The organism is Streptomyces sp. NPDC003032, assembly GCF_053591415.1.
Genome location: NZ_JBSFTT010000023.1, coordinates 14,862 through 33,113 on the forward strand (window position 1 = coordinate 14,862; position 18,252 = coordinate 33,113).

16 protein-coding genes are annotated in these 18,252 nt (G+C 72.7%); 5 read left to right on the forward strand and 11 right to left on the reverse strand.

The genetic code is table 11. The features are described from left to right. Positions 1 to 112: 112 nt before the first annotated feature. The gene (locus tag ACWDZ7_RS28185; RefSeq protein ID WP_451800784.1) at positions 113 to 2,662 is read right to left on the reverse strand and encodes a helicase-associated domain-containing protein; all 2,550 of its coding nucleotides are present in this window, start codon (positions 2,660 to 2,662) and stop codon (positions 113 to 115) included. A 204-nt stretch (positions 2,663 to 2,866) separates the two neighbouring features. Here ACWDZ7_RS28185 and ACWDZ7_RS28190 point away from each other — a divergent pair, with 204 nt between their 5' ends. Continuing rightward, the gene (locus tag ACWDZ7_RS28190) at positions 2,867 to 4,510 is read left to right on the forward strand and encodes a DNA repair helicase XPB (RefSeq protein ID WP_451800786.1); all 1,644 of its coding nucleotides are present in this window, start codon (positions 2,867 to 2,869) and stop codon (positions 4,508 to 4,510) included. 38 nt (positions 4,511 to 4,548) lie between these two features. On the opposite strand, the gene ACWDZ7_RS28195 is transcribed toward ACWDZ7_RS28190, so the two are convergent. Continuing rightward, the gene (locus ACWDZ7_RS28195; protein WP_451800788.1) at positions 4,549 to 5,730 is read right to left on the reverse strand and encodes a glycosyltransferase 87 family protein; all 1,182 of its coding nucleotides are present in this window, start codon (positions 5,728 to 5,730) and stop codon (positions 4,549 to 4,551) included. Positions 5,731 to 6,199: 469 nt separating this feature from the next. Here ACWDZ7_RS28195 and ACWDZ7_RS28200 point away from each other — a divergent pair, with 469 nt between their 5' ends. After that, the gene (locus ACWDZ7_RS28200; protein ID WP_451800789.1) at positions 6,200 to 7,285 is read left to right on the forward strand and encodes a hypothetical protein; all 1,086 of its coding nucleotides are present in this window, start codon (positions 6,200 to 6,202) and stop codon (positions 7,283 to 7,285) included. Between the two features lie 73 nt (positions 7,286 to 7,358). On the opposite strand, the gene ACWDZ7_RS28205 is transcribed toward ACWDZ7_RS28200, so the two are convergent. From ACWDZ7_RS28205 to ACWDZ7_RS28220, 4 genes are read right to left on the reverse strand one after another with little or no spacing between them, the layout of a single operon-like run. After that, entirely contained in the window at positions 7,359 to 8,345 is a 987-nt protein-coding gene (locus ACWDZ7_RS28205; protein WP_451800791.1) for an ABC transporter substrate-binding protein, read from the reverse strand. 11 nt (positions 8,346 to 8,356) lie between these two features. Beyond that, positions 8,357 to 9,301: an ABC transporter ATP-binding protein gene (locus ACWDZ7_RS28210; protein ID WP_451800793.1), complete on the reverse strand. Its 945-nt coding sequence runs from the start codon at positions 9,299 to 9,301 to the stop codon at positions 8,357 to 8,359. Continuing rightward, positions 9,298 to 10,374, reverse strand: coding sequence for a FecCD family ABC transporter permease (locus tag ACWDZ7_RS28215; protein WP_451800794.1), 1,077 nt, complete (start codon positions 10,372 to 10,374; stop codon positions 9,298 to 9,300). Before ACWDZ7_RS28215 ends, ACWDZ7_RS28210 begins: the two co-directional genes overlap by 4 nt. Continuing rightward, the gene (locus ACWDZ7_RS28220) at positions 10,371 to 11,369 is read right to left on the reverse strand and encodes a FecCD family ABC transporter permease (protein ID WP_451800796.1); all 999 of its coding nucleotides are present in this window, start codon (positions 11,367 to 11,369) and stop codon (positions 10,371 to 10,373) included. The genes ACWDZ7_RS28215 and ACWDZ7_RS28220 overlap by 4 nt, the downstream gene beginning before the upstream one ends. Before the next feature lie 123 nt (positions 11,370 to 11,492). Here ACWDZ7_RS28220 and ACWDZ7_RS28225 point away from each other — a divergent pair, with 123 nt between their 5' ends. Then, positions 11,493 to 12,119 (forward strand): HAD family hydrolase, encoded by a 627-nt coding sequence (locus ACWDZ7_RS28225; protein WP_451800797.1) that lies wholly within the window; start codon positions 11,493 to 11,495, stop codon positions 12,117 to 12,119. Here the strand turns inward: ACWDZ7_RS28225 and ACWDZ7_RS28230 are convergent. After that, a complete protein-coding gene (locus ACWDZ7_RS28230; protein ID WP_451800798.1) occupies positions 12,116 to 12,367 on the reverse strand; it encodes a hypothetical protein in 252 nt (83 codons plus the stop codon). The two genes, ACWDZ7_RS28225 and ACWDZ7_RS28230, sit on opposite strands and share 4 nt — an antisense overlap. A gap of 190 nt (positions 12,368 to 12,557) precedes the next feature. Between ACWDZ7_RS28230 and ACWDZ7_RS28235 the strand changes: the two genes are divergently transcribed. After that, entirely contained in the window at positions 12,558 to 12,941 is a 384-nt protein-coding gene (locus ACWDZ7_RS28235) for a cold-shock protein (RefSeq protein ID WP_451519856.1), read from the forward strand. A gap of 38 nt (positions 12,942 to 12,979) precedes the next feature. On the opposite strand, the gene ACWDZ7_RS28240 is transcribed toward ACWDZ7_RS28235, so the two are convergent. The 4 genes from ACWDZ7_RS28240 to ACWDZ7_RS28255 all read right to left on the reverse strand — a co-directional run bounded on the left by ACWDZ7_RS28240 (position 12,980) and on the right by ACWDZ7_RS28255 (position 16,591). Then, complete coding sequence (locus ACWDZ7_RS28240) at positions 12,980 to 13,894, reverse strand: 1,4-dihydroxy-6-naphthoate synthase (protein ID WP_451800799.1); 915 nt, start codon at positions 13,892 to 13,894, stop codon at positions 12,980 to 12,982. Then, positions 13,860 to 14,627 carry a futalosine hydrolase gene (locus ACWDZ7_RS28245; protein WP_451800800.1) on the reverse strand — a complete coding sequence of 256 codons (768 nt, stop codon included), beginning with the start codon at positions 14,625 to 14,627 and terminating at the stop codon, positions 13,860 to 13,862. Before ACWDZ7_RS28245 ends, ACWDZ7_RS28240 begins: the two co-directional genes overlap by 35 nt. Next, a complete protein-coding gene (locus tag ACWDZ7_RS28250) occupies positions 14,597 to 15,106 on the reverse strand; it encodes a DUF2771 domain-containing protein (protein WP_451800802.1) in 510 nt (169 codons plus the stop codon). The genes ACWDZ7_RS28245 and ACWDZ7_RS28250 overlap by 31 nt, the downstream gene beginning before the upstream one ends. 75 nt (positions 15,107 to 15,181) lie before the next feature. Then, the gene (locus tag ACWDZ7_RS28255) at positions 15,182 to 16,591 is read right to left on the reverse strand and encodes an MFS transporter (protein ID WP_451800803.1); all 1,410 of its coding nucleotides are present in this window, start codon (positions 16,589 to 16,591) and stop codon (positions 15,182 to 15,184) included. A gap of 423 nt (positions 16,592 to 17,014) precedes the next feature. On the opposite strand from ACWDZ7_RS28255, the gene ACWDZ7_RS28260 reads away from it, so the two are divergent. Then, a complete protein-coding gene (locus ACWDZ7_RS28260) occupies positions 17,015 to 17,956 on the forward strand; it encodes a DUF3027 domain-containing protein (RefSeq protein WP_451800804.1) in 942 nt (313 codons plus the stop codon). Positions 17,957 to 18,252: the final 296 nt, after the last annotated feature.

The following is an 18,252-nucleotide window of genomic DNA, read 5'->3' on the forward strand; positions in this document are numbered from 1 at the left end:
GCCCGGTTTCCGTCCGGGCGGCGGCGCTCCGCGGGGGAGGCCGGGGAAGGGGGCATCGTAGGCGCGGGGTGGGGGGGCGGTGCCAACGGGTTTTCCGGCGGTGGCCTCCGGGTCAGTCGTCGTCGGCCAGCTCCGCCACGCCCGTGATGCGGTGCAGGGGGAAGGTCCGTACCTCGTCCGCCGTGTGGTCGTACGCCGTGACGAAGCCGCCCTCCACGCGTACGGGGGCGATCACGCGCTGGCTCGCGGCGCCCTCGGCGTTGACGTAGCCGATCCAGACCGCCTCGCCCGTCATCACCGCGGCCTGCATCGTGGCGAGGGTCTCCGCGGACGTCGTACGGGGCAGCCCGCCGCTCGGCGTCTGCGGGGTCTCCTTGCGGGGCGCGGTCGAGGCCAGGTCGCCCGCGCGGATCGCCCGTACGGCCGCGCCGATGAGCGTGGCGTCGGGCAGCGGCGGCCCGTCCGGCACCGGCTCGGGGGCCGAGCGGGGCGGGGTGCGGTGGGCGTGGGCGCGGGTGATCAGTACGTCGCCCTCCGGGGACTCCGCGGAGGGCGCGAAGCCCATGATGCGCAGGGCTTCGAGGAGCGTGCCCGGGTCCGCCTGGGCGGCCAGCACGGTGGGCGCGAGGCGGCGCAGACGCAGGCCCTGGGAGCGCTTGTCGGCCAGGATCTCGTTGAGCAGCGCCTCGTCGTCGCAGCGCACGTACGCGGAGGCGGCGCCGATGCGCAGGTGGCCGTGTCTGCGGGCCACGTCGTCGATCAGATACGCGAGGGGCTGCGGAACCGGCGTATGGGAGTGGGCGGTCAGAAACGCGTGCAGGTCGGACGCGGCCTGCCCGGCGTCGAGCGCGCGGCGCACGGAACCGGGCGTGAAGCGGTAGACGGTGGCGCCGCCCTTCGACTCGACGTCGGCGAGCACGGCGAGGGCCTCGGCGAGCGGCCGCTGCAGCGGCCCGGGCGCCACGGCCGTGAGGTCGGCCTGGAGCAGGACGTGATCGAGCGGTTCGGGCAGCAACGGGGCGAGCAGCCGCGCGGCACGCTCGGCGGCGACGGCCTGCTCGGCGCCGGTGACTGGCCGCCGGCCCCGACCACCACCGCCCGCATCACCAGCCGCGCCTGCTTCCGCGCCCGCGGCTCCGGCATCGGACTCGGCCCCGGCCAGCAGTGCCCTGCCATGCGACGACAGCGCCCCCCGGCCTGTGACGCCGAGCAGTTCCGCCTCGTTCAGCGTCCACTGGGCGATGCGGGTGCGGAGGTCCAGCGAGGTGGGGGAGGGGCGTTCCCAGCGGAGGCGGGACAGGAGGGAGTCGGGGGCGGGGGCGGCGCCCTCGGGGAGCGCCGCCAGGAGGGTGAGGACGCGGCGGCGGACCTCGGGTGACGCCGAGCGGTCCAGGTGCGGGCCCAGCGCGGACAGCGTGCGGTCCTTGCCGTCACGGCCGCCGATCAGGCCCGCCGTGCGGGTCGCCGCCAGCCAGGCCGTGGCGAGGGACGCCCAGCGCCGGGGCGCGGGCAGCTCCTGCCACTCGTCGTACGCGGGAGTCGCCGCGTACCGCTCGTCGGCCTCGCCGTCGGCGGCCACCAGGCCCGCCGCGTACGCCAGCTCGACCCAGAAGGCGGCCAGCGGCTCCGGCATGTCGAGCGCCACCGCCGTCCGCTTCAGGTCACGCACGCTCAGCCCGCCCGCGCGCAGCACCGTGGGCCCGCCCTCGTCCCACTCCTTGAGGAGCTCCTCGACGGTGGCGAGCGCCGTGTACGCCTGGCCCGCCGCCGCGGCGTCCACAACCTGTGGACGGTGTTCGCGCGCCGCCTCGACGGCCGGCGGCACCGGCTCGGGCACGCGGTGCGCGCGGCCCGCGCGCAGGTGCAGGGCCACCTCGCGGGGCAGTACGACCGTGCCCGGGGCGGTGGGCAGGAGCAGCCCCCGGTCCAGGAGCCAGCGCAGGTGGCGGGCCGGGTCCGCGGTGACCTGGCCGTAGGGAGGGCCCCAGACCAGCCGGGACAGGACCTCCACGGACTCGGCGGGCGCCTCGTCCAGGAGGGCCGACATGCGGGCGCGGTCCGTGAACAGCGCGGTGAGGGACTCCACCGCCGACACCGCGTCGTGGGTGGTGGGCAGGCCCGCCGCGGCCACGATGTCCTGGATGCGGTTGGGCGACATGCCGGCCGTGGCCTCGACGACGGTCGGTCCCAGACCGGTGGGGGAAGGGCGCTGAGGGCTCGGCGCCAGCAGCTCGCGGGCCGTGCGGACCAGCCGCAGACGGTCGCCGGAACCCCAGACGAGGGCCTGCTCGTGAAGGGTGCCGAGGGCGCGGGGCAGCGCCGCCTCCACCGCCGGGTTCCCGTCGTCACCGGCGAGGAGGCCGAGGACCTCCTCGTACGTCGTGGGTTCCTGGGCCACCGCCAGCGTCTCCGCCACCTGCTGCGCGAAGCGGTCGAGGCGCTCCAGGGCGCGGACCACGGAGGCCCGGGTGCCGGCCCGGGCGGCGAGCTGCGTCAGGTCGGTGGGCACCGGGCTGAGAAGGTCTGGGCGGGCACGCAGCAGCCCCGCGAGGGCGTCGTCCTCACGGGAACGGAGCGCTTCGGCGAGGGAGCGGGGGGTGTCCGCGCCGCGCGGCGGTGCGGGCGCGCTGTCCGTGGGCTGCGGCGGCTCGTCGGTGCTCATCCGGCTCACGTTAGCGGGCCGGGGGCCTCAGCGGTGTCCCCGCGGGGCTCGGGCGGTGCTTTGCCCGCGGGTTGTCCGCGGGTCGTTCGTGGCTGGGCGCGCCGTTCCCCGCGGCCCTTCGGGGCCCGGCTGTATCCGACGTCACCACCCGGCCCCCGCCCGATGCGGCACACTGGACGTTTGGCCTAGTGAAAGGGCGCTCGCGTGAACGGTCCCCTCATCGTCCAGTCGGACAAGACTCTCCTGCTGGAGGTCGACCACGAGCGGGCCGACGCCTGCCGTCGTGCCATCGCGCCCTTCGCGGAGCTGGAGCGGGCGCCGGAGCACATCCACACCTACCGCGTCACCCCGCTCGGCCTGTGGAACGCGCGCGCCGCCGGGCACGACGCCGAGCAGGTCGTGGACGCGCTCGTGGAGTTCTCGCGGTACCCCGTGCCGCACGCGCTGCTCGTCGACGTCGCCGAGACGATGGCCCGGTACGGGCGTCTCACGCTCTCCAAGCACCCCACCCACGGGCTCGTGCTCACCACCACCGACCGGCCCGTCCTCGAAGAGATCCTGCGGTCGAAGAAGGTCCAGCCGCTCGTCGGCGACCGGCTCGACCCGGACACCGTCGCCGTGCACCCCTCCGAGCGCGGGCAGGTCAAGCAGACGCTGCTCAAGCTCGGCTGGCCCGCCGAGGACCTCGCCGGGTACGTGGACGGCGAGGCGCACAAGATCGACCTCGACGAGCGCGGCTGGTCGCTGCGGCCCTACCAGCAACAGGCCGTCGAGGGGTTCTGGCACGGCGGCAGCGGAGTCGTCGTACTGCCCTGCGGCGCGGGGAAGACCCTGGTCGGCGCCGGGGCCATGGCGCAGGCCAAGGCCACCACGCTCATCCTCGTCACCAACACCGTCTCCGCCCGCCAGTGGAAGCACGAACTGGTGAAGCGGACCTCCCTGACGGAGGACGAGATCGGTGAGTACAGCGGGACCAGGAAAGAGATCCGGCCCGTCACCATCGCCACGTACCAGGTGCTCACGACCAAGCGGAAGGGCATCTACCCGCACCTTGAGCTCTTCGACTCGCGCGACTGGGGTCTCGTGATCTACGACGAGGTGCATCTGCTGCCCGCGCCCGTCTTCAAGTTCACCGCCGACCTCCAGGCGCGCCGCCGCCTCGGCCTGACCGCGACGCTCGTACGGGAGGACGGACGCGAGTCCGACGTCTTCTCGCTCATCGGGCCCAAGCGGTTCGACGCCCCGTGGAAGGAGATCGAGGCGCAGGGCTACATCGCGCCCGCCGACTGCGTCGAGGTGCGGGTCAACCTCACCGACAGCGAGCGGCTCGCGTACGCCACCGCGGAGCCCGAGGAGAAGTACCGCTTCTGCGCGACGACGGCGACCAAGCGGAAGGTGACCGAGGCGCTGGTCAAGAAGCACGCCGGTGAGCAGACCCTCGTCATCGGGCAGTACATCGACCAGCTCGACGAACTCGGCGAGCACCTGGACGCGCCCGTCATCAAGGGCGAGACCACCAACGCGCAGCGCGAGAAGCTGTTCGGCGCCTTCCGGGAGGGCGAGATCTCCGTACTCGTCGTGTCGAAGGTCGCCAACTTCTCCATCGACCTGCCGGAGGCCACCGTCGCCATCCAGGTGTCGGGCACGTTCGGGTCGCGGCAGGAGGAGGCCCAGCGGCTCGGACGCGTGCTGCGGCCCAAGGCGGACGGGCACGAGGCGCGCTTCTACTCCGTCGTGGCGCGCGACACCATCGACCAGGACTTCGCCGCGCACCGGCAGCGGTTCCTCGCCGAGCAGGGGTACGCGTATCGGATCGTCGACGCGGACGAGCTGCTTGCGGGGAGCTGAGCCGGGCCAGATCTCACCTGGGCCGGCGGGGCGCTTCTTCAGACGCCCGACCGCCAGGACGTAGCGGCTCCGTCAGCCTCGGCGCGCGGCGGCGGCACGTCCGTGCGCGAAGTCACGTACGTACTCAGCAGCGGCAGCAGCGCCAGGGCCAGCAGCGGATACGGCGACGCCGGCGGCTGCTGCCACCAGGGCAGCCGGAGATCCAGGCCGCCCTGGTGCGGGAGCAGCCAGAAGGTGCGGGCCGTGAAGAGCACGGCGACGGCGGCGGCCAGCCGGGGCCTGCCCTCGGCGATCAGGAGCGCCAGGAGCGGTACGCACCACACCCAGTGGTGGGACCAGCTGATCGGGCAGATCAGCAGGGTCGTGAGGGCGGCCAGAAGCAGGGCTCGGGGGCTGTCGGCGGGCATACGGCGGGCCGACCAGAGGCCGGCGGCAGCCGTGAGCGCTGCGGGGAGCGCCCAGGCCAGGCCCGGTTCCGCCTCGTGCAGGACGCGGGCGATCAGGCCCTGGAGCGACTGGTTGTCGACGATCCACGCCTTGCCGACGCGGCCCGTCTCGAAGACGCGGCGCGTCCAGAAGTCGACGCTGGCGGCGGGCAGGACGAGCGCGCCGAACAGCACGGTCCCGGCGAAGGCCGCCAGGGCGGTCGCCGCCTCGCGTACGCGTCCCGCGACGAAGAGGTACGCGATGAAGAAGGCCGGGGTGAGTTTGATCCCGGCCGCCATCCCCAGCGCGAGCCCCTTGCCGGGCGCGCCCTTCGGCCTGGTCAGATCCCAGAGGATCAGGCAGGCCAGGGCGAGGTTGATCTGCCCGAAGACGATGGTCTGGAAGACGGGTTCCAGCCACAGGGCGAGGGCGGTGGCGGTGCAGAGGTGACGGAGGCGGGGGCGGGGCCGGAGGTCCGTCAGGCGGCAGGAGAGGTGGATGAGCAGGCCCAGGAGGGCGGTGTTGCCGACGAGGAAGGCGAGCTTCAGGGCGGGGAGGGGAAGCCAGGCCGTCGGTACGAAGAGAAGGGCGGCGAACGGAGGGTACGTCGCCGGAAGCTCCCACTCGGTGACGGTGAACCCGTACAGATCGCTGCCCTCGATGACGGCCCGGCCCTCGGCCCGGTAGACGAGGGCGTCGGCCATGGGGATGTGCTGGAGGGCGCAGAGGGTGGCGAGGGCGGCGAGGGAAGCGGCGAGGAGGACAGGTGCGGGGGCTCCGCGGGGTGGCTTCACGGGTGGGGAGGGTATCTGACGGGGCGTCCGGGGCGGGGCTCCGGAGGCGGGGCCTGCCTGGCCCGCCGCTTCGAGGCGGATGCCTCCTGGGGGCCTGCGTGTTCACCCGGGTGACCGCCCGGTAGGGGCCAGGCCCGCCGCTGCGCGGCGGATGTCTCCCACCCACCCGCCCGTTCACCCGGCACCACGATCGCCTCGTAGGGGCCAGGCCCGCCGCTGCGCGGCGGATGTCTCCCGCCCACCCGCCCGTTTACCCCGAAGCACCATCGCCTCGTAGGGGCGCCCACCCACCCGTTCCTACGTGGGGGCCTGGGTGCCGGGTAAACGGGTGGGTGGGTGGGAGACGGCCGCCGCGCAGCGGCGGAGTAGGGGATGCCCCCGGGCCAGGCCCGGTGTTGGAGGCGCCCCCGCCAGACGCGGTACCGTCGGGGGCCGGGGAAACCAACCCAGCCGCCCCGGAGGGGACTTCGTGGGGATCGAGAGTGATCAGCTGGTCTACGACTATCTGAGCAGGGTCGGAGACCTGGCCCAGCAGCGGCAGTTGCCGTCCGGCACCCGTATGCGCCTGGTCGCCGGTCTGCGGGATCAGATCGACCGCAGCCGCGCCAAGACGGTCGTCGACAGCCCCGTCGCCATCCGCCGCATCCTGGCCGGGCTCGGCACCCCGGAGGACGTCGTCGACGCGGCGGGCGACGCCCCCGGCGACGTATCGGCGACGCCGCCGGGCGCACCCCGCGCAGCCCGCGCGCCCGTCCCCACACAGCGAGGCGGCCGCCCCCGCCGCATCGTGCCCCGGCCCCGCCGCACCCCCAAGTCCCAGCCCGGGCCGGGTGACATGGACGGGCCGCGCCCGTCCCCGCCGCACCTCGCGGGGTCGGACGAGTTGGGGCCCAGCGGCTCCGAGCCGGACTGGTGGCGGGTGGACAGCAGCCCGTTCGGCGTCGCCGACAGCGTCCCCGGTTTTGTCGGCGGCGTGGAGATCCCCGAGATTCTCAAACCCCCACCGTCCCCGTCCCCGTCCCCGCCCCCGTCCCCGGACAACCCCTCTCGCACCCTTCCGCGCCTCAGCAAGGGACCAGAAGGGACCGAAGAGGGCGTAGAGATCGACGAGGCCGACGAGGCCGACGAAACCGCCGAGGGCGTCGTCGAGGACGCGGGCACGACCGCCGAAGGGCGCCGACGCCGGTGGCCCCGCCTCCGGGGCAGCGACGGCGCCGGCCTCAGCAACCCTCTCCTCCTCCTCGCCGCCGCCCTCCTCGCCATCGGCGCCGTCCTCGGCAACTGGCTGGCGCTCGGCGGCGGCTGGCTCATCGCCTACGCCTCTCGCAGGCTCTCCCGTGCCGAGGCGAAGTGGGCCGTGATGGGCATGCCGGGGCTCGCGGTGGCCGCCGGGTTCACCTGGCTGTGGGGGCGTACGGAGAGGCACTGGGGCGAGCGGATCACGGAAGGGCACATGAGCGACGCCATGGCCGAGACGTGGCCGTGGGTGGTACGCGGCGCGGCCGTCGCCTCCGCGCTCTTCCTGGTGTGGAGATCGCAGCGACGACGGCCGTGAGGGACAGGAGCAGGAGCAGAAGCAGGAGCAGAAGCAGGGACAGCTCAAGGGCCCTGCCTCTTCTCCAAGAGCCCTACTTCTTCGTCAGGTCCCTCTGCAGCTCGTCGAGGATCTTGTTCGCCGCCGTGTAGCCGATGCCCTGGATCCACAGCTCGTCGTCGACGGTGTGGACGTTGCCCGACTTCACCGCCTTCATGTTCTTCCACAGGCCGCTGCCCGTGGTCTGCGTCTGCTTGGCCTTCTTCGGATCGCCGTACGTGGACCGGAAGATGACGTCCGTGTCGGCGAGGTCGATCTTCTCGGGGGAGAGATCGTAGGAGAAGCCGTCCTTCGCCTTCGCGGAGATCGGCGCGCGGCCGAGACCGACGTCCTTGAGGAGGGTGGCGATGTAGCTCTGCTCGCCGTAGAGGCGGATGTCGGCGCCCTCCATGAAGCGGATGACGTTGACCTTCGTCGACTTGGCCTTCGCGGGGCCGCCGATCGCGGTGGTGACCTTCTTGGCGTGGGCCTCGTAGTCGGAGACGACCTTCTTGGCCTCGGCCTGCTTGCCCATCGCGTCGGCGTGCACCTGGAAGTTCTCCTTCCAGGGGTAGCCGGTCGTCTCCGTCATGACGGTCGGCGCGATCTTCTTGAGCTGGTCGTACTTGGCGGCGTGCCGGATCTTCGAGGTGAGGATCAGGTCCGGCTTGAGCTCGGCGATGGCCTCCATGTTGGGGTTCAGCATCTCGCCGACGTCCTTGATGCCGCTGACCTTGTCCTTCGGCAGGTAGTTCAGGAAGCCCGACTCCGCCTCGACGTGCGTGGAGCCGACCGGCTTGACGCCCAGGGAGATCGCGGAGTCCAGCTCGGCGGTGTCGAGGACGACGATCCGCTCGGGGCTGACGGGGACCTTCACGTCACCCATGGCCGTCTTCACGGTGTGGGTCTTGGCCGAGCCGGAGTCCTTTTCGGACCCCGAGGAGTCCGAGGAGCCACAGGCGGTCAGCGCGAGCGCGCCGGTCAGGGCCAGCGAGCCGGTGAGGAGCGCGCGACGGCGCAGCGGGGAGCGGAAGCGGTTCATGGGGACGCCTTTCAAGCGTTATGCGGGGATGTCGGTGCCGGTGCTGTGCCAGTGCCGGTGCCGGTGCCGGTGCCGGTGCCGGTGCGGGTGTGGCTGCTGGTGCGGGCGGGCGCGGTCGGCGACCACGGCGCCCCGGGGACGACCAGCGGGGAGCCGGTCACGGGATCCGGCACCACCACACACTCCAGGCCGAAGACCTCGCGTACGAGTTCCTCGGTGACGATCTTCGTGGGGGTTCCCTCGGCGACGACCTCGCCCGCCTTCATGGCGACGAGGTGATCGGCGTACCGCGCGGCCTGGTTGAGGTCGTGCAGGACGACGACGACCGTGCGGCCCCTGTCGTGGTTGAGCTGGCGTACGAGATCGAGGACCTCCACCTGGTGGGAGATGTCCAGGTACGTCGTCGGCTCGTCCAGGAGGAGGAGGTCGGTGTCCTGGGCCAGGGCCATCGCGATCCATACGCGCTGACGCTGGCCGCCGGACAGCTCGTCGACGGAGCGTTCGGCGAGCGCGGACACGTCGGTGCGGTCCATCGCCTCCGTCACCGCCGTCTCGTCCTCCTCGGACCACTGCTGCCACCAGTGCTGGTGCGGCTGGCGGCCGCGCGCGACGAGGTCGGCGACGGTGATGGCCTCGGGTGCGACGGGCGTCTGCGGGAGCAGCCCGATCCGCTGGGCGATCTTCTTCGTCGGCAGCTTGGCCAGCGCCTCGCCGTCCAGGAGGACCGCGCCGCTCCTCGGCTTGAGGAGGCGGCCGAGCGCCCGCAGCGTCGTGGACTTGCCGCACGCGTTGGGGCCGACGATCACGGTGACCTTGCCGTCGGGGATCGCCAGGTCGAGGCTGTCGACGACCGTGCGGTCCTCGTAGGCGAGGGTCAGCTCGCGGGCCGAAAGGCGAGCTGGGCGCGCGTCAGCGCTCGTTGAGGGGCGGTGGCCGGGTGACGGGTGGGCGGTCACGACGTGCCTCCATTGCGGACGGAACGGCTGCGGACGATCAGCCAGATCAGGTACGGGGCGCCGACGGCCGCCGTCAGCACGCCCACCGGCAGCTCCGTGGGCGAGAACAGGCGGCGCGCGAGCAGGTCGGCGAGGACCACGATCAGCGCCCCCGTCAGCGCCGAGCAGAGCAGCGGGATCTGCGCGGTACGGGTCAGCCGGCGCGCGATCTGCGGGGCGAGCAGCGCCACGAAGTCGACGGGCCCCGCCGCGCTGGTCGCCACGGACGCGAGGACGACACCGAGCAGGACGAGTCCGAGGCGTACGTGTCCCAGGCGCACCCCGAGTGCGGTGGCCGTGTCGTCGTCCATGGTGACCGAGCGCTGCGCGCGGGCCGCCCAGAACGTGAAGGGGAGGAGTACGAGCAGCGTCAGGGCGAGCGGGTCCGCCTCCGCCCAGCCGCGCCCGTTGAGGGAGCCCGTCATCCAGATCTGCGCCTGCTGGGCGACGAGATAGTCGCCCTTGGTCATGAAGAGCGTCGTCACGGAGCGCAGGGCGATCGCGAAGCCGATGCCGATGAGCACGAACCGGGTGGCGTGCAGGCCGCCGCGCCACGCGAAGACGTACACGAGGGCGGCCGCCGCGATACCGCCGATCACCGACAGGTAGGGCAGCACGGTGTACGAGGTGACCCCGAAGGTCATCGCGCCGACGGTGAGGGCGCTCGCGCCCTGGCTGATGCCGATGATGTCGGGGCTTGCGAGCGGATTGCGGGCCACGGTCTGGATGAGTCCCCCGGCGACCCCGAACGCGGCACCGACGAGCAGCCCTACCACCATGCGGGGTTCGCGCAGCGTGCCGACGACCAGCTCATCGGCGGAGGGCTGCCCGAAGACGACCTTCAGCGCCTCGACGGGCTGGACGTAGGACTCACCGACACAGAGGTACGCGAGACAGCTGGCGGCCAGCAGCACCGCTAGCCCGAGGGCGACGAGGGCGGCCCGCCGGTGCAGCAGAAAGGCGGCACGGCCGACACGTACGACGGAGTATCCGGCAGGGCGGATGCGGTACGGGGCACATGACACGGAACTCACGCCGCGACCGCCTTCCGGCGCACCAGGGCGACAAGGAACGGCACCCCGATGAGCGAGGTCATCACTCCGGCGGGCACCTCACTGGGCGGAAAGACGACCCGCCCCGCCACGTCGGAGACGAGCAGCATCACGGGCCCGAGGACAGCGGCCACGGGAAGCACCCACCGGTGGTCACTGCCCACGATCGCCCGGGCGATATGAGGAACGGCAAGGCCGATGAAGGCGATGGGCCCCGCCGCCGCGACGCCCGCCCCCGTGAGGACCGTCGCCCCGAGTCCGCCCACGATGCGCACCGTCGCCACGTTCTGCCCGAGCCCCTTCGCCACGTCCTCGCCGAGCGCCAACGCGTCCAGGCCACGGGCGACCGCGAGGACGAGCACGAGCCCCACGACGAGGAACGGCCAGATCTGGCCGACGATCTCGGAGTCGCGCCCGGAGAGCGAACCGACCTGCCAGAACCGGAACTCGTCCAGCGCGGAGGCCTTGGTGGTGAGGACCGCCGTGGTCAGCGAGACGAGCAGCGCGTTGATGGCGGCGCCGCCCAGCGCGAGCTTCACGGGGGTCGCCCCGCCCCGCCCGCCGGACGCGATCGCGTACACGGCGACCGACGCGAGTCCGGCGCCCACGAAGGCGTACCAGACGTAGCCGGTCAGCGTGTGGACGCCGGCGAAGGCGATCGCGAGGACGACGCCCACCGAGGCGCCCTGGCTTATGCCGAGGATGCCGGGGTCGGCGATGGGGTTGCGGGTGATGCCCTGGAGCACCGTTCCGGCCAGCGCGAGCGCCGCTCCGACCATCAGGCCGATGAGGGTGCGCGGCACCCGCATCTCGCGGACGACCTCGGCGGAGTCGCTGTGGCCGCCGTGCAGCAGCGCGTCGAGGACCTCGGAGGGGGCGATCGCGCGGGCGCCGACGGCGAGGCTGAGCAGGACCGCGAGCAGCAGGGCCACGACGGCCGCCGTCATCACGGCAGCGCGTCGGACGGGCACACGCATCGGCTGAGCTCGTTTCGGAGTGCGGGAAACCGGAATGTTGGCATACCAAGTCGGCGGCCAATGTTGGTAAGGCTTGGCTAAGTCTAAGGGTGGGCCGTGGGGCCGCCTCGGCAGAATGGGCCCATGACCTCACGCGCGCTGACCGTCGGTTTTGACCTCGACATGACCCTGATCGACTCCCGCCCCGGCATCAAGGCCGCCTACCAGGCGCTTTCCGCGGAGACAGGGACGTACATCGACGCGGACCTCGCCATCACGCGCCTCGGACCGCCGCTGGAGCAGGAGCTGCGGAACTGGTTCCCCGAGGAGAAGATCAAGGAGATGGGCGACCGCTACCGTGAGATCTATCCCACATACGCCATCACGCCGACGCTCGCGATGCCCGGCGCCCGGGAGGCGGTGGCCGCGGTCCGCGCGCACGGCGGCCGCGCGATCGTGGTGACCGCCAAGCACGAACCCAACGCGAAGCTGCACCTGTCGCACCTCGGCATCGAGGCCGACGCGGTCATCGGCTGGCTGTGGGCGGAGGCGAAGGCCGTGGCGCTGCGCGAGCACGAGGCGTCCGTGTACGTCGGTGACCACACCGGCGACGTACGCGGCGCGCGTACGGCGGGCGCGCTGTCCGTCGCGGTGGCGACCGGGCCGTGTGACGCAGCGGAACTGCGCGCGGCGGGCGCGGACGTGGTCCTCGGCGAGCTGACGGAGTTCGCGGACTGGCTCGACGCGTACACCGCCGCGGAGCGCCGCTAGCCGGCCGCGGACTTCGCCTGTCGCCGCTGCGCGGCGATCCCGCGCAGTACTCCGGCGGCCGCGACGACGAAGCCGACGCCCATCAGCATGCACACCGCGTACGCGAGGGGCGGGAAGGGATCGGTGCCGAGGAAGAGAGGGGCCACCGTGACCAATGTGGCCACGGCGCCGACGAAGAAGACGATTGCTCCGATCCGGACCATCCCGTCGCCGGGCCCGGCCGAATTCGCTTGGGTTTTGTCACGCACCCCACCAGGGTAGTTCCCAGCGCGAAGGAAGAATCCGGGGACGTCTTGTCACCGGGCCCCGGACCAATAGTCTTGGTTCCGGCGGGTCGGGCGACCCGCTGTAGTGCTATCCAGAGCCGTTTTCGCCCTGTCATTTCCGGTGGGGCGGACCGGCATAGACGAGCGACGAGTACGAGGACGAGGACTTCACGTGCCTACCGGCAAGGTCAAGTGGTTCAACAGCGAGAAGGGCTTCGGCTTTCTCTCCCGCGACGACGGCGGCGACGTCTTCGTGCACTCCTCCGTACTGCCCGCCGGCGTCGACACACTCAAGCCCGGCCAGCGCGTGGAATTCGGTGTGGTCGCGGGGCAGCGCGGCGATCAGGCCCTTTCCGTCTCGATTCTCGACCCGACCCCGTCGGTGGCGGCCGCGCAGCGCCGCAAGCCGGACGAACTGGCGTCAATTGTCCAGGACTTGACGACGCTGCTGGAGAACATCACCCCGATGCTGGAGAAGGGCCGCTACCCCGACAAGGCGTCGGGCGCGAAGATCGCGGGCCTGCTGCGGGCGGTCGCGGACCAACTGGACGTGTAAGGGGGCCCGCCCGCGGCACATGGACGGCTCGCCGACCGCTATGCCCAGGGGAACGCGAGCGCGTCCGGCCGCAGGGCGGGTACGAGTCCCTCGGCCGCGGCCCGCGTCAGGAGGCCCCGCACGGCCGCGTGGCCGTTCTCGCCGAGATCGGCGGTGAACTCATTGACGTACAGCCCGATGTGCTGGTCCGCGACGGCCGGGTCCATCTCCTGGGCGTGCTCAAGGACGTAGGGCCGGGACGCCTCGGGGTCGTCCCAGGCCATACGGACCGAGGTGCGCGCCGCCTCGGCCAGGGCGCGCAGCGTCTCCGCGCCCAGCGACCGCCTGGCGATGATGGCGCCCAGCGGGATCGGCAGGCCCGTCGTGGCCTCCCAGTGCTCGCCCATGTCGGCGAGGCAGTGCAGGCCGTAGTTCCGGTACGTGAAGCGCGCCTCGTGGATGACCAGGCCCGCGTCGACCCTGCCGTCGCGCACCGCGGGCATGATCTGGTCGAAGGGCAGCACGACGATCTCGCCGACACCACCGTCGGCGAGCGTGTCCGCCGCCCAGAGACGGAAGAGCAGATACGCCGTCGACTTCTCGCTCGGCACGGCGACCGTCCTGCCGGCGAGGTCCACGCCGGGCTCACGGGTCAGCACGAGGGGCCCGCAGCCACGGCCGAGCGCGCCGCCGCAGGGCAGCAGGGCGTACTCGTCGAGGACGTAGGGCAGGACGGCGTACGAGACCTTCAGCACGTCGAGGTCGGGATCGGAGGCGGCCGGGGCGAAGGACGCGGCGCGCTCCGCGATGCCGTTCGTGATGTCGATGTCCGCGAACGTCACGTCCAGTTCGGGGGCGCCGGGCACCCGGCCGTGCGCCCACGCGTCGAAGACGAACGTGTCGTTGGGGCACGGCGAGTACGCGATGCGCAGCGGCGACTCAGTCACGTGCGTCATGTCTGTCATGTCTGTCATGTCGTCCGTCAGGCGTGTCATGCGTGTCATGCGTGTTCCAACTCTCCCAGGTCGGCGCGGACTTCCCGAACGCGTCGCTCAGCGCGGCCAGCGCGTCGCCGATCCGCCAGGCGGCGCGGTCACGCGGGCCGACGGGGTTGGAGACCGCGCGGATCTCCAGAACGGGCAGACCGTGCAGGGCGGCCGCCTCGGCGACACCGAAACCCTCCATCGCCTCGGCCAGGGCGCGCGGATGGCGCAGCCGCAGCTCGGCGGCGCGCTCGGCGGTGCCAGTGACGGTGGAGACGGTGAGGACGGTGCCGGTCGCGGCACCACAGGCGCCGGCGAGCTCTCGTACGAGGGAACGCGGCGGACGGTGGCTGACGGCGCCGAAGCCCAGTTCGGTGACGGGCGCGAAGCCGTCCGGGGTCTCGGCGCCCAGATCGGCCACCGTGATCTCGTCGGCGACGACGAGGGAGCCCACCGGGGCGTCGGGCTGGAAGCCGCCGCCGATGCCCGCCGAGACGACCAGGCCGTAGGGCCGGCCGGTGGCGGCGGCGCGGGCGAGCGCGGTCGCCGTGCCCGCAGCGGCGGCGGCGGGGCCCACGCCGACGGCCAGCACGTCCACGTCCGCGGCCGAGGGCAGCGCGCGGGCCACCGCGTCCCGTTCGGCCGGGACCGCGGTGGCGACGAGGACGCGCGTGAGGAGCGCCGGACCGGCGGTCAGGAGTCCTTCTTGAACTTGAACGACCACAGGCCGGTGGCCTTCTGCGTACCGCCCTTGCCGCCTTCGAGGAGGCTGACGGTCGACTTGTCGCCGCCACCGCCGTACTGCTGGTTGAAGAAGACGCTGCCGGGGATGACGACGTACGTCTTCTTGCTGGCCTCGGTCAGCGGCTGGCCGTTCATCAGCAGCGTCCAGCCCTTCTCGGCGACCTCCGGGTCGACGCCGAAGCGGACCTTCTCGTCGGGGTCGACCTTGACGGTCTTCACGTCCTTGTCCTGGAGGCAGGACTTCAGCTGGGACTCCTTCAGCTCCTTGCCGTCGTTGTAGCAGGAGGCTTCGGTGTGCACCGAGTCGCTGCCGACCGTCACGGTGGCCAGCGGCGTCGGCTTGTCGCAGGCCGAGAGGACGAGGAGTCCGGCGGAGACGGCGCCAAGCGCGGCCACGGTGCGGCGGCGGCGCGCCGCGCTGTTCACATTCGCGGCTCCGCCGCGGAGCAGGGAGGTCATGGGCGAAGGCTATCGGGCGCGTCCGGGGGTCCTGCTACGCGGGGGTCGCGGGCGTGCCGTGCCGCTGCCGGTGGGTCACACCACCCGGGCGCGGGGGCCGCCCCGCCGGGCCGTCGAGAGGAGGCCCCGGACGGTCGAGAGCCAGCCGACCGCGAGGATGCCCGCGGCCACCGAAAGACCGAGCGACCCGTTCAGCGGCAGGGCGATGCCGACGCCGCCGCCGACCACCCAGGCGACCTGGAGCAGCGTCTCGGAGCGGGCGAAGGCGGAGGTGCGGACCTGCTCAGGGACGTCCCGCTGGATCAACGCGTCCAGGGACAGCTTCGACAGGGCCTGCGCGAAGCCCGCGCACGCGCCGAGAAAGGCGACGGCCACCGGGCTGAAGAACACGGCCGAGGTGATCGCCACGCCCAGCACCACCGCGACGACGGTCACGATGATCAGCTCCGGCGCCCGTGACTTCAGCCAGGCCCCGACGGCTGTGCCGAGCGCGTTGCCCACGCCCGCCGACACGCCCACTATCCCGAGCGAGACGGCGGCGCTCTGCCCGCCGAGCGGATGCTCCCGCAGCAGGAACGCCAGGAAGAAGATGAGGAAGCCGGACAGACAGCGCAGCGCGGCGTTCGCGGCCAGGGCGTGGGTGACGGCGGGGCCGACCGTACGGAGCCCGAGGAGCCCCTTACGGGTGGTGTCCGAGGCGGCCTCGGCGCGCGCGTGCAGATGCAGGTGTTCCTCGTCGGCGGCCAGCAGGGCCTTGCTCTCACCCTTCGCCGAGTCGACCTTGCGGGGCAGTGAGAACGACAGGAACATCCCCGATACGAAGATCACGAAGGCGCCGTAGAGCGGCCAGCGCGGACCGACGGCCTGGAGCCCCGCGCCCACGGGCGCCGCCACCGCCGTCGCGAGGAGCCCGCCGAGAGTGACCCGGGAGTTGGCCTTGACCAGGGAGAACCCGGGTGGCAGAAGACGCGGCACGACCGCGCTTCTCACCACCCCATACGCCTTCGACGCGACCAGGACGCCGAGCGCCGCCGGATACAGCTCCACGCTGCCGGTGGCCACGGCGCCCGAAAGGACCAGCGCGAGCAGGGCGCGGGCCAGCATCGCGCCCGCCATCGCGGCGCGGCGGCCGTGCGGGAGGCGGTCCAGGAGCGGGCCGATGACGGGGGCCAGGAGCGTGAACGGGGCCATCGTGATGGCGAGGTAGAGCGCGACGCGGCCGCGGGCCTCGTCCGTCGGCACGGAGAAGAAGACGGTGGAGGCGAGGGCGACGGTGACCATGACATCGCCCGCGCCGTTCACCGCGTGCAGCTCGATCAGCTTGCCGAGCCCCGACTCGCCCGCTCCGTGGGCGTGGGTCGCCTTGCGGATGCCTCGGGCGGTGCCGGTGAACGGCAGGTGCAGGGCGCGGCCCAGCGCACGCGCGGTCCGTCTGGCCGTTCCCGGCGAGACGGTTCCTACGGACGTCGACCTTGTGGGGGCCATTTCGTCATAGTGCCCTGTTGGGGGGCTCACTAGTACGGATACTGGCTGTGAGCCGTGGCGGGTGTCCTGCGTGCGGGCCCTTTCGCCAGCGGCGCTCGCTTCGCCGCTCCGCGGCGGGGCGGGGGGTGTCCAAGGCGCCGGATACGGGCACCGGGGCGCCGGAAGCGCGGAGCCGCCGGGGCGATGCGCGGGGCGGCCGCGTACGTCGGTGTAGGCCCAGGGGCCAGGAGAAGGTAGCGTGCGTAGCGCGCCTGCGGCGGTTGTTCTTGGCCGCGCGCCTCTCGGTCATCCCGCAGAATGGGTGACGTAGGTGCGCCCGGGAACGTCGGGCGCGGACGTTGACGCGGCCCCCTGGTCCGCTCCGTCCGCCCCCCGCGTAAGGGTGGCGCACTCGTGAGACGGCGTAGGAGAGAAGCGATACCTGTGAGCGCAGCGACAACGCGAAGCCGTACCCCGCGCACCCCGCGTACCCCCGACCGCCTGTGCGCCGAGGCGGTGGGCCTGGCGCGCGCCGCGGCCGAGGAGGCCGCCGCACCCGGTGTGGTCGGTGAGCATGTCGAGGTCGTGGTCGAGGGTGACCGCGTCGTCACGCACCTCTTCGAGTGCAAGGAGTTCGGCTACCGGGGCTGGCGCTGGGCGGTGACGGTCGCCCGTGCCTCGCGGGCGAAGGTCGTCACGCTCGACGAGACGGTCCTGCTGCCGGGCCCCGACGCCCTCCTGGCCCCCGAGTGGGTGCCGTGGAGCGAGCGGCTCCGCCCGGGTGACATGGGACCGGGCGATCTGCTGCCGACGGATGCGGAGGATCTCCGTCTGGAGCCCGGTTTCACGGGCGAGGAGGAGCCGCCGCCGAACTCGGTCGTCTCGCAGGAGATGGCGGAGCTGGTCGAGGCCGAGGACGCGGAGGTCACGGCGGCGGTGTCGCCCGCCGAGCTGCCGGTGGCCCCCGCGCGGGGCTCCATCGCGGCGATCGCCGACGAACTGGGCATGCGCAGGGCGCGGGTCCTTTCGCGGTACGGGCTGCATATCGCCGCCGACCGCTGGGAGGAGTCGCACGGCGCGAAGACCGCGATGGCCCAGGCGGCGCCGGCGGCGTGTGTCAGCTGCGGGTTCCTGGTGGCGATCGGCGGCTCACTCGGACAGGCGTTCGGTATCTGCGGCAATGAGTTCGGGCCCGCGGACGGGCATGTCGTCTCCCTCTCGTACGGGTGCGGGGGCCACTCCGAGGCGGCCGTCATGCCGAAGCCGCCGCGGCCGGCGCCGCCGGTGCTTGACGAGACGCGGGTGGACGAACTGCCGCTTCGGCCTTCGGCGGATTCGGGGTCGGTTTCGGTGGAGGGGCCGAGTGAGGACTTGGGCCACAGCTAGCTCTGGCGGGGGCGCCTCGAACTCTCCCCGCCCCCTTCGCCACGGCCCCGCGCTTCCGGCACCGCGGTGCCGTATCTGCTCCTCGGACGGGCCCCCGCCGACGCGGCTCTGCGCTTCCGGTGGCCCGGGTGCTCGTATCCGGCGCCTTGAACACCCCCGCGTCGCCGCTTCGCGGCGTAATCCCCACCCACCCGCCCTTTTCATCGCCGGGCAAACGGGCGGGTGGGTGGAGAGCCGCCGCGGAGCGGTGGAGGGCGGGCACCTTGGAACGCCGGGTGAACGGGCGGGCGGGTGGG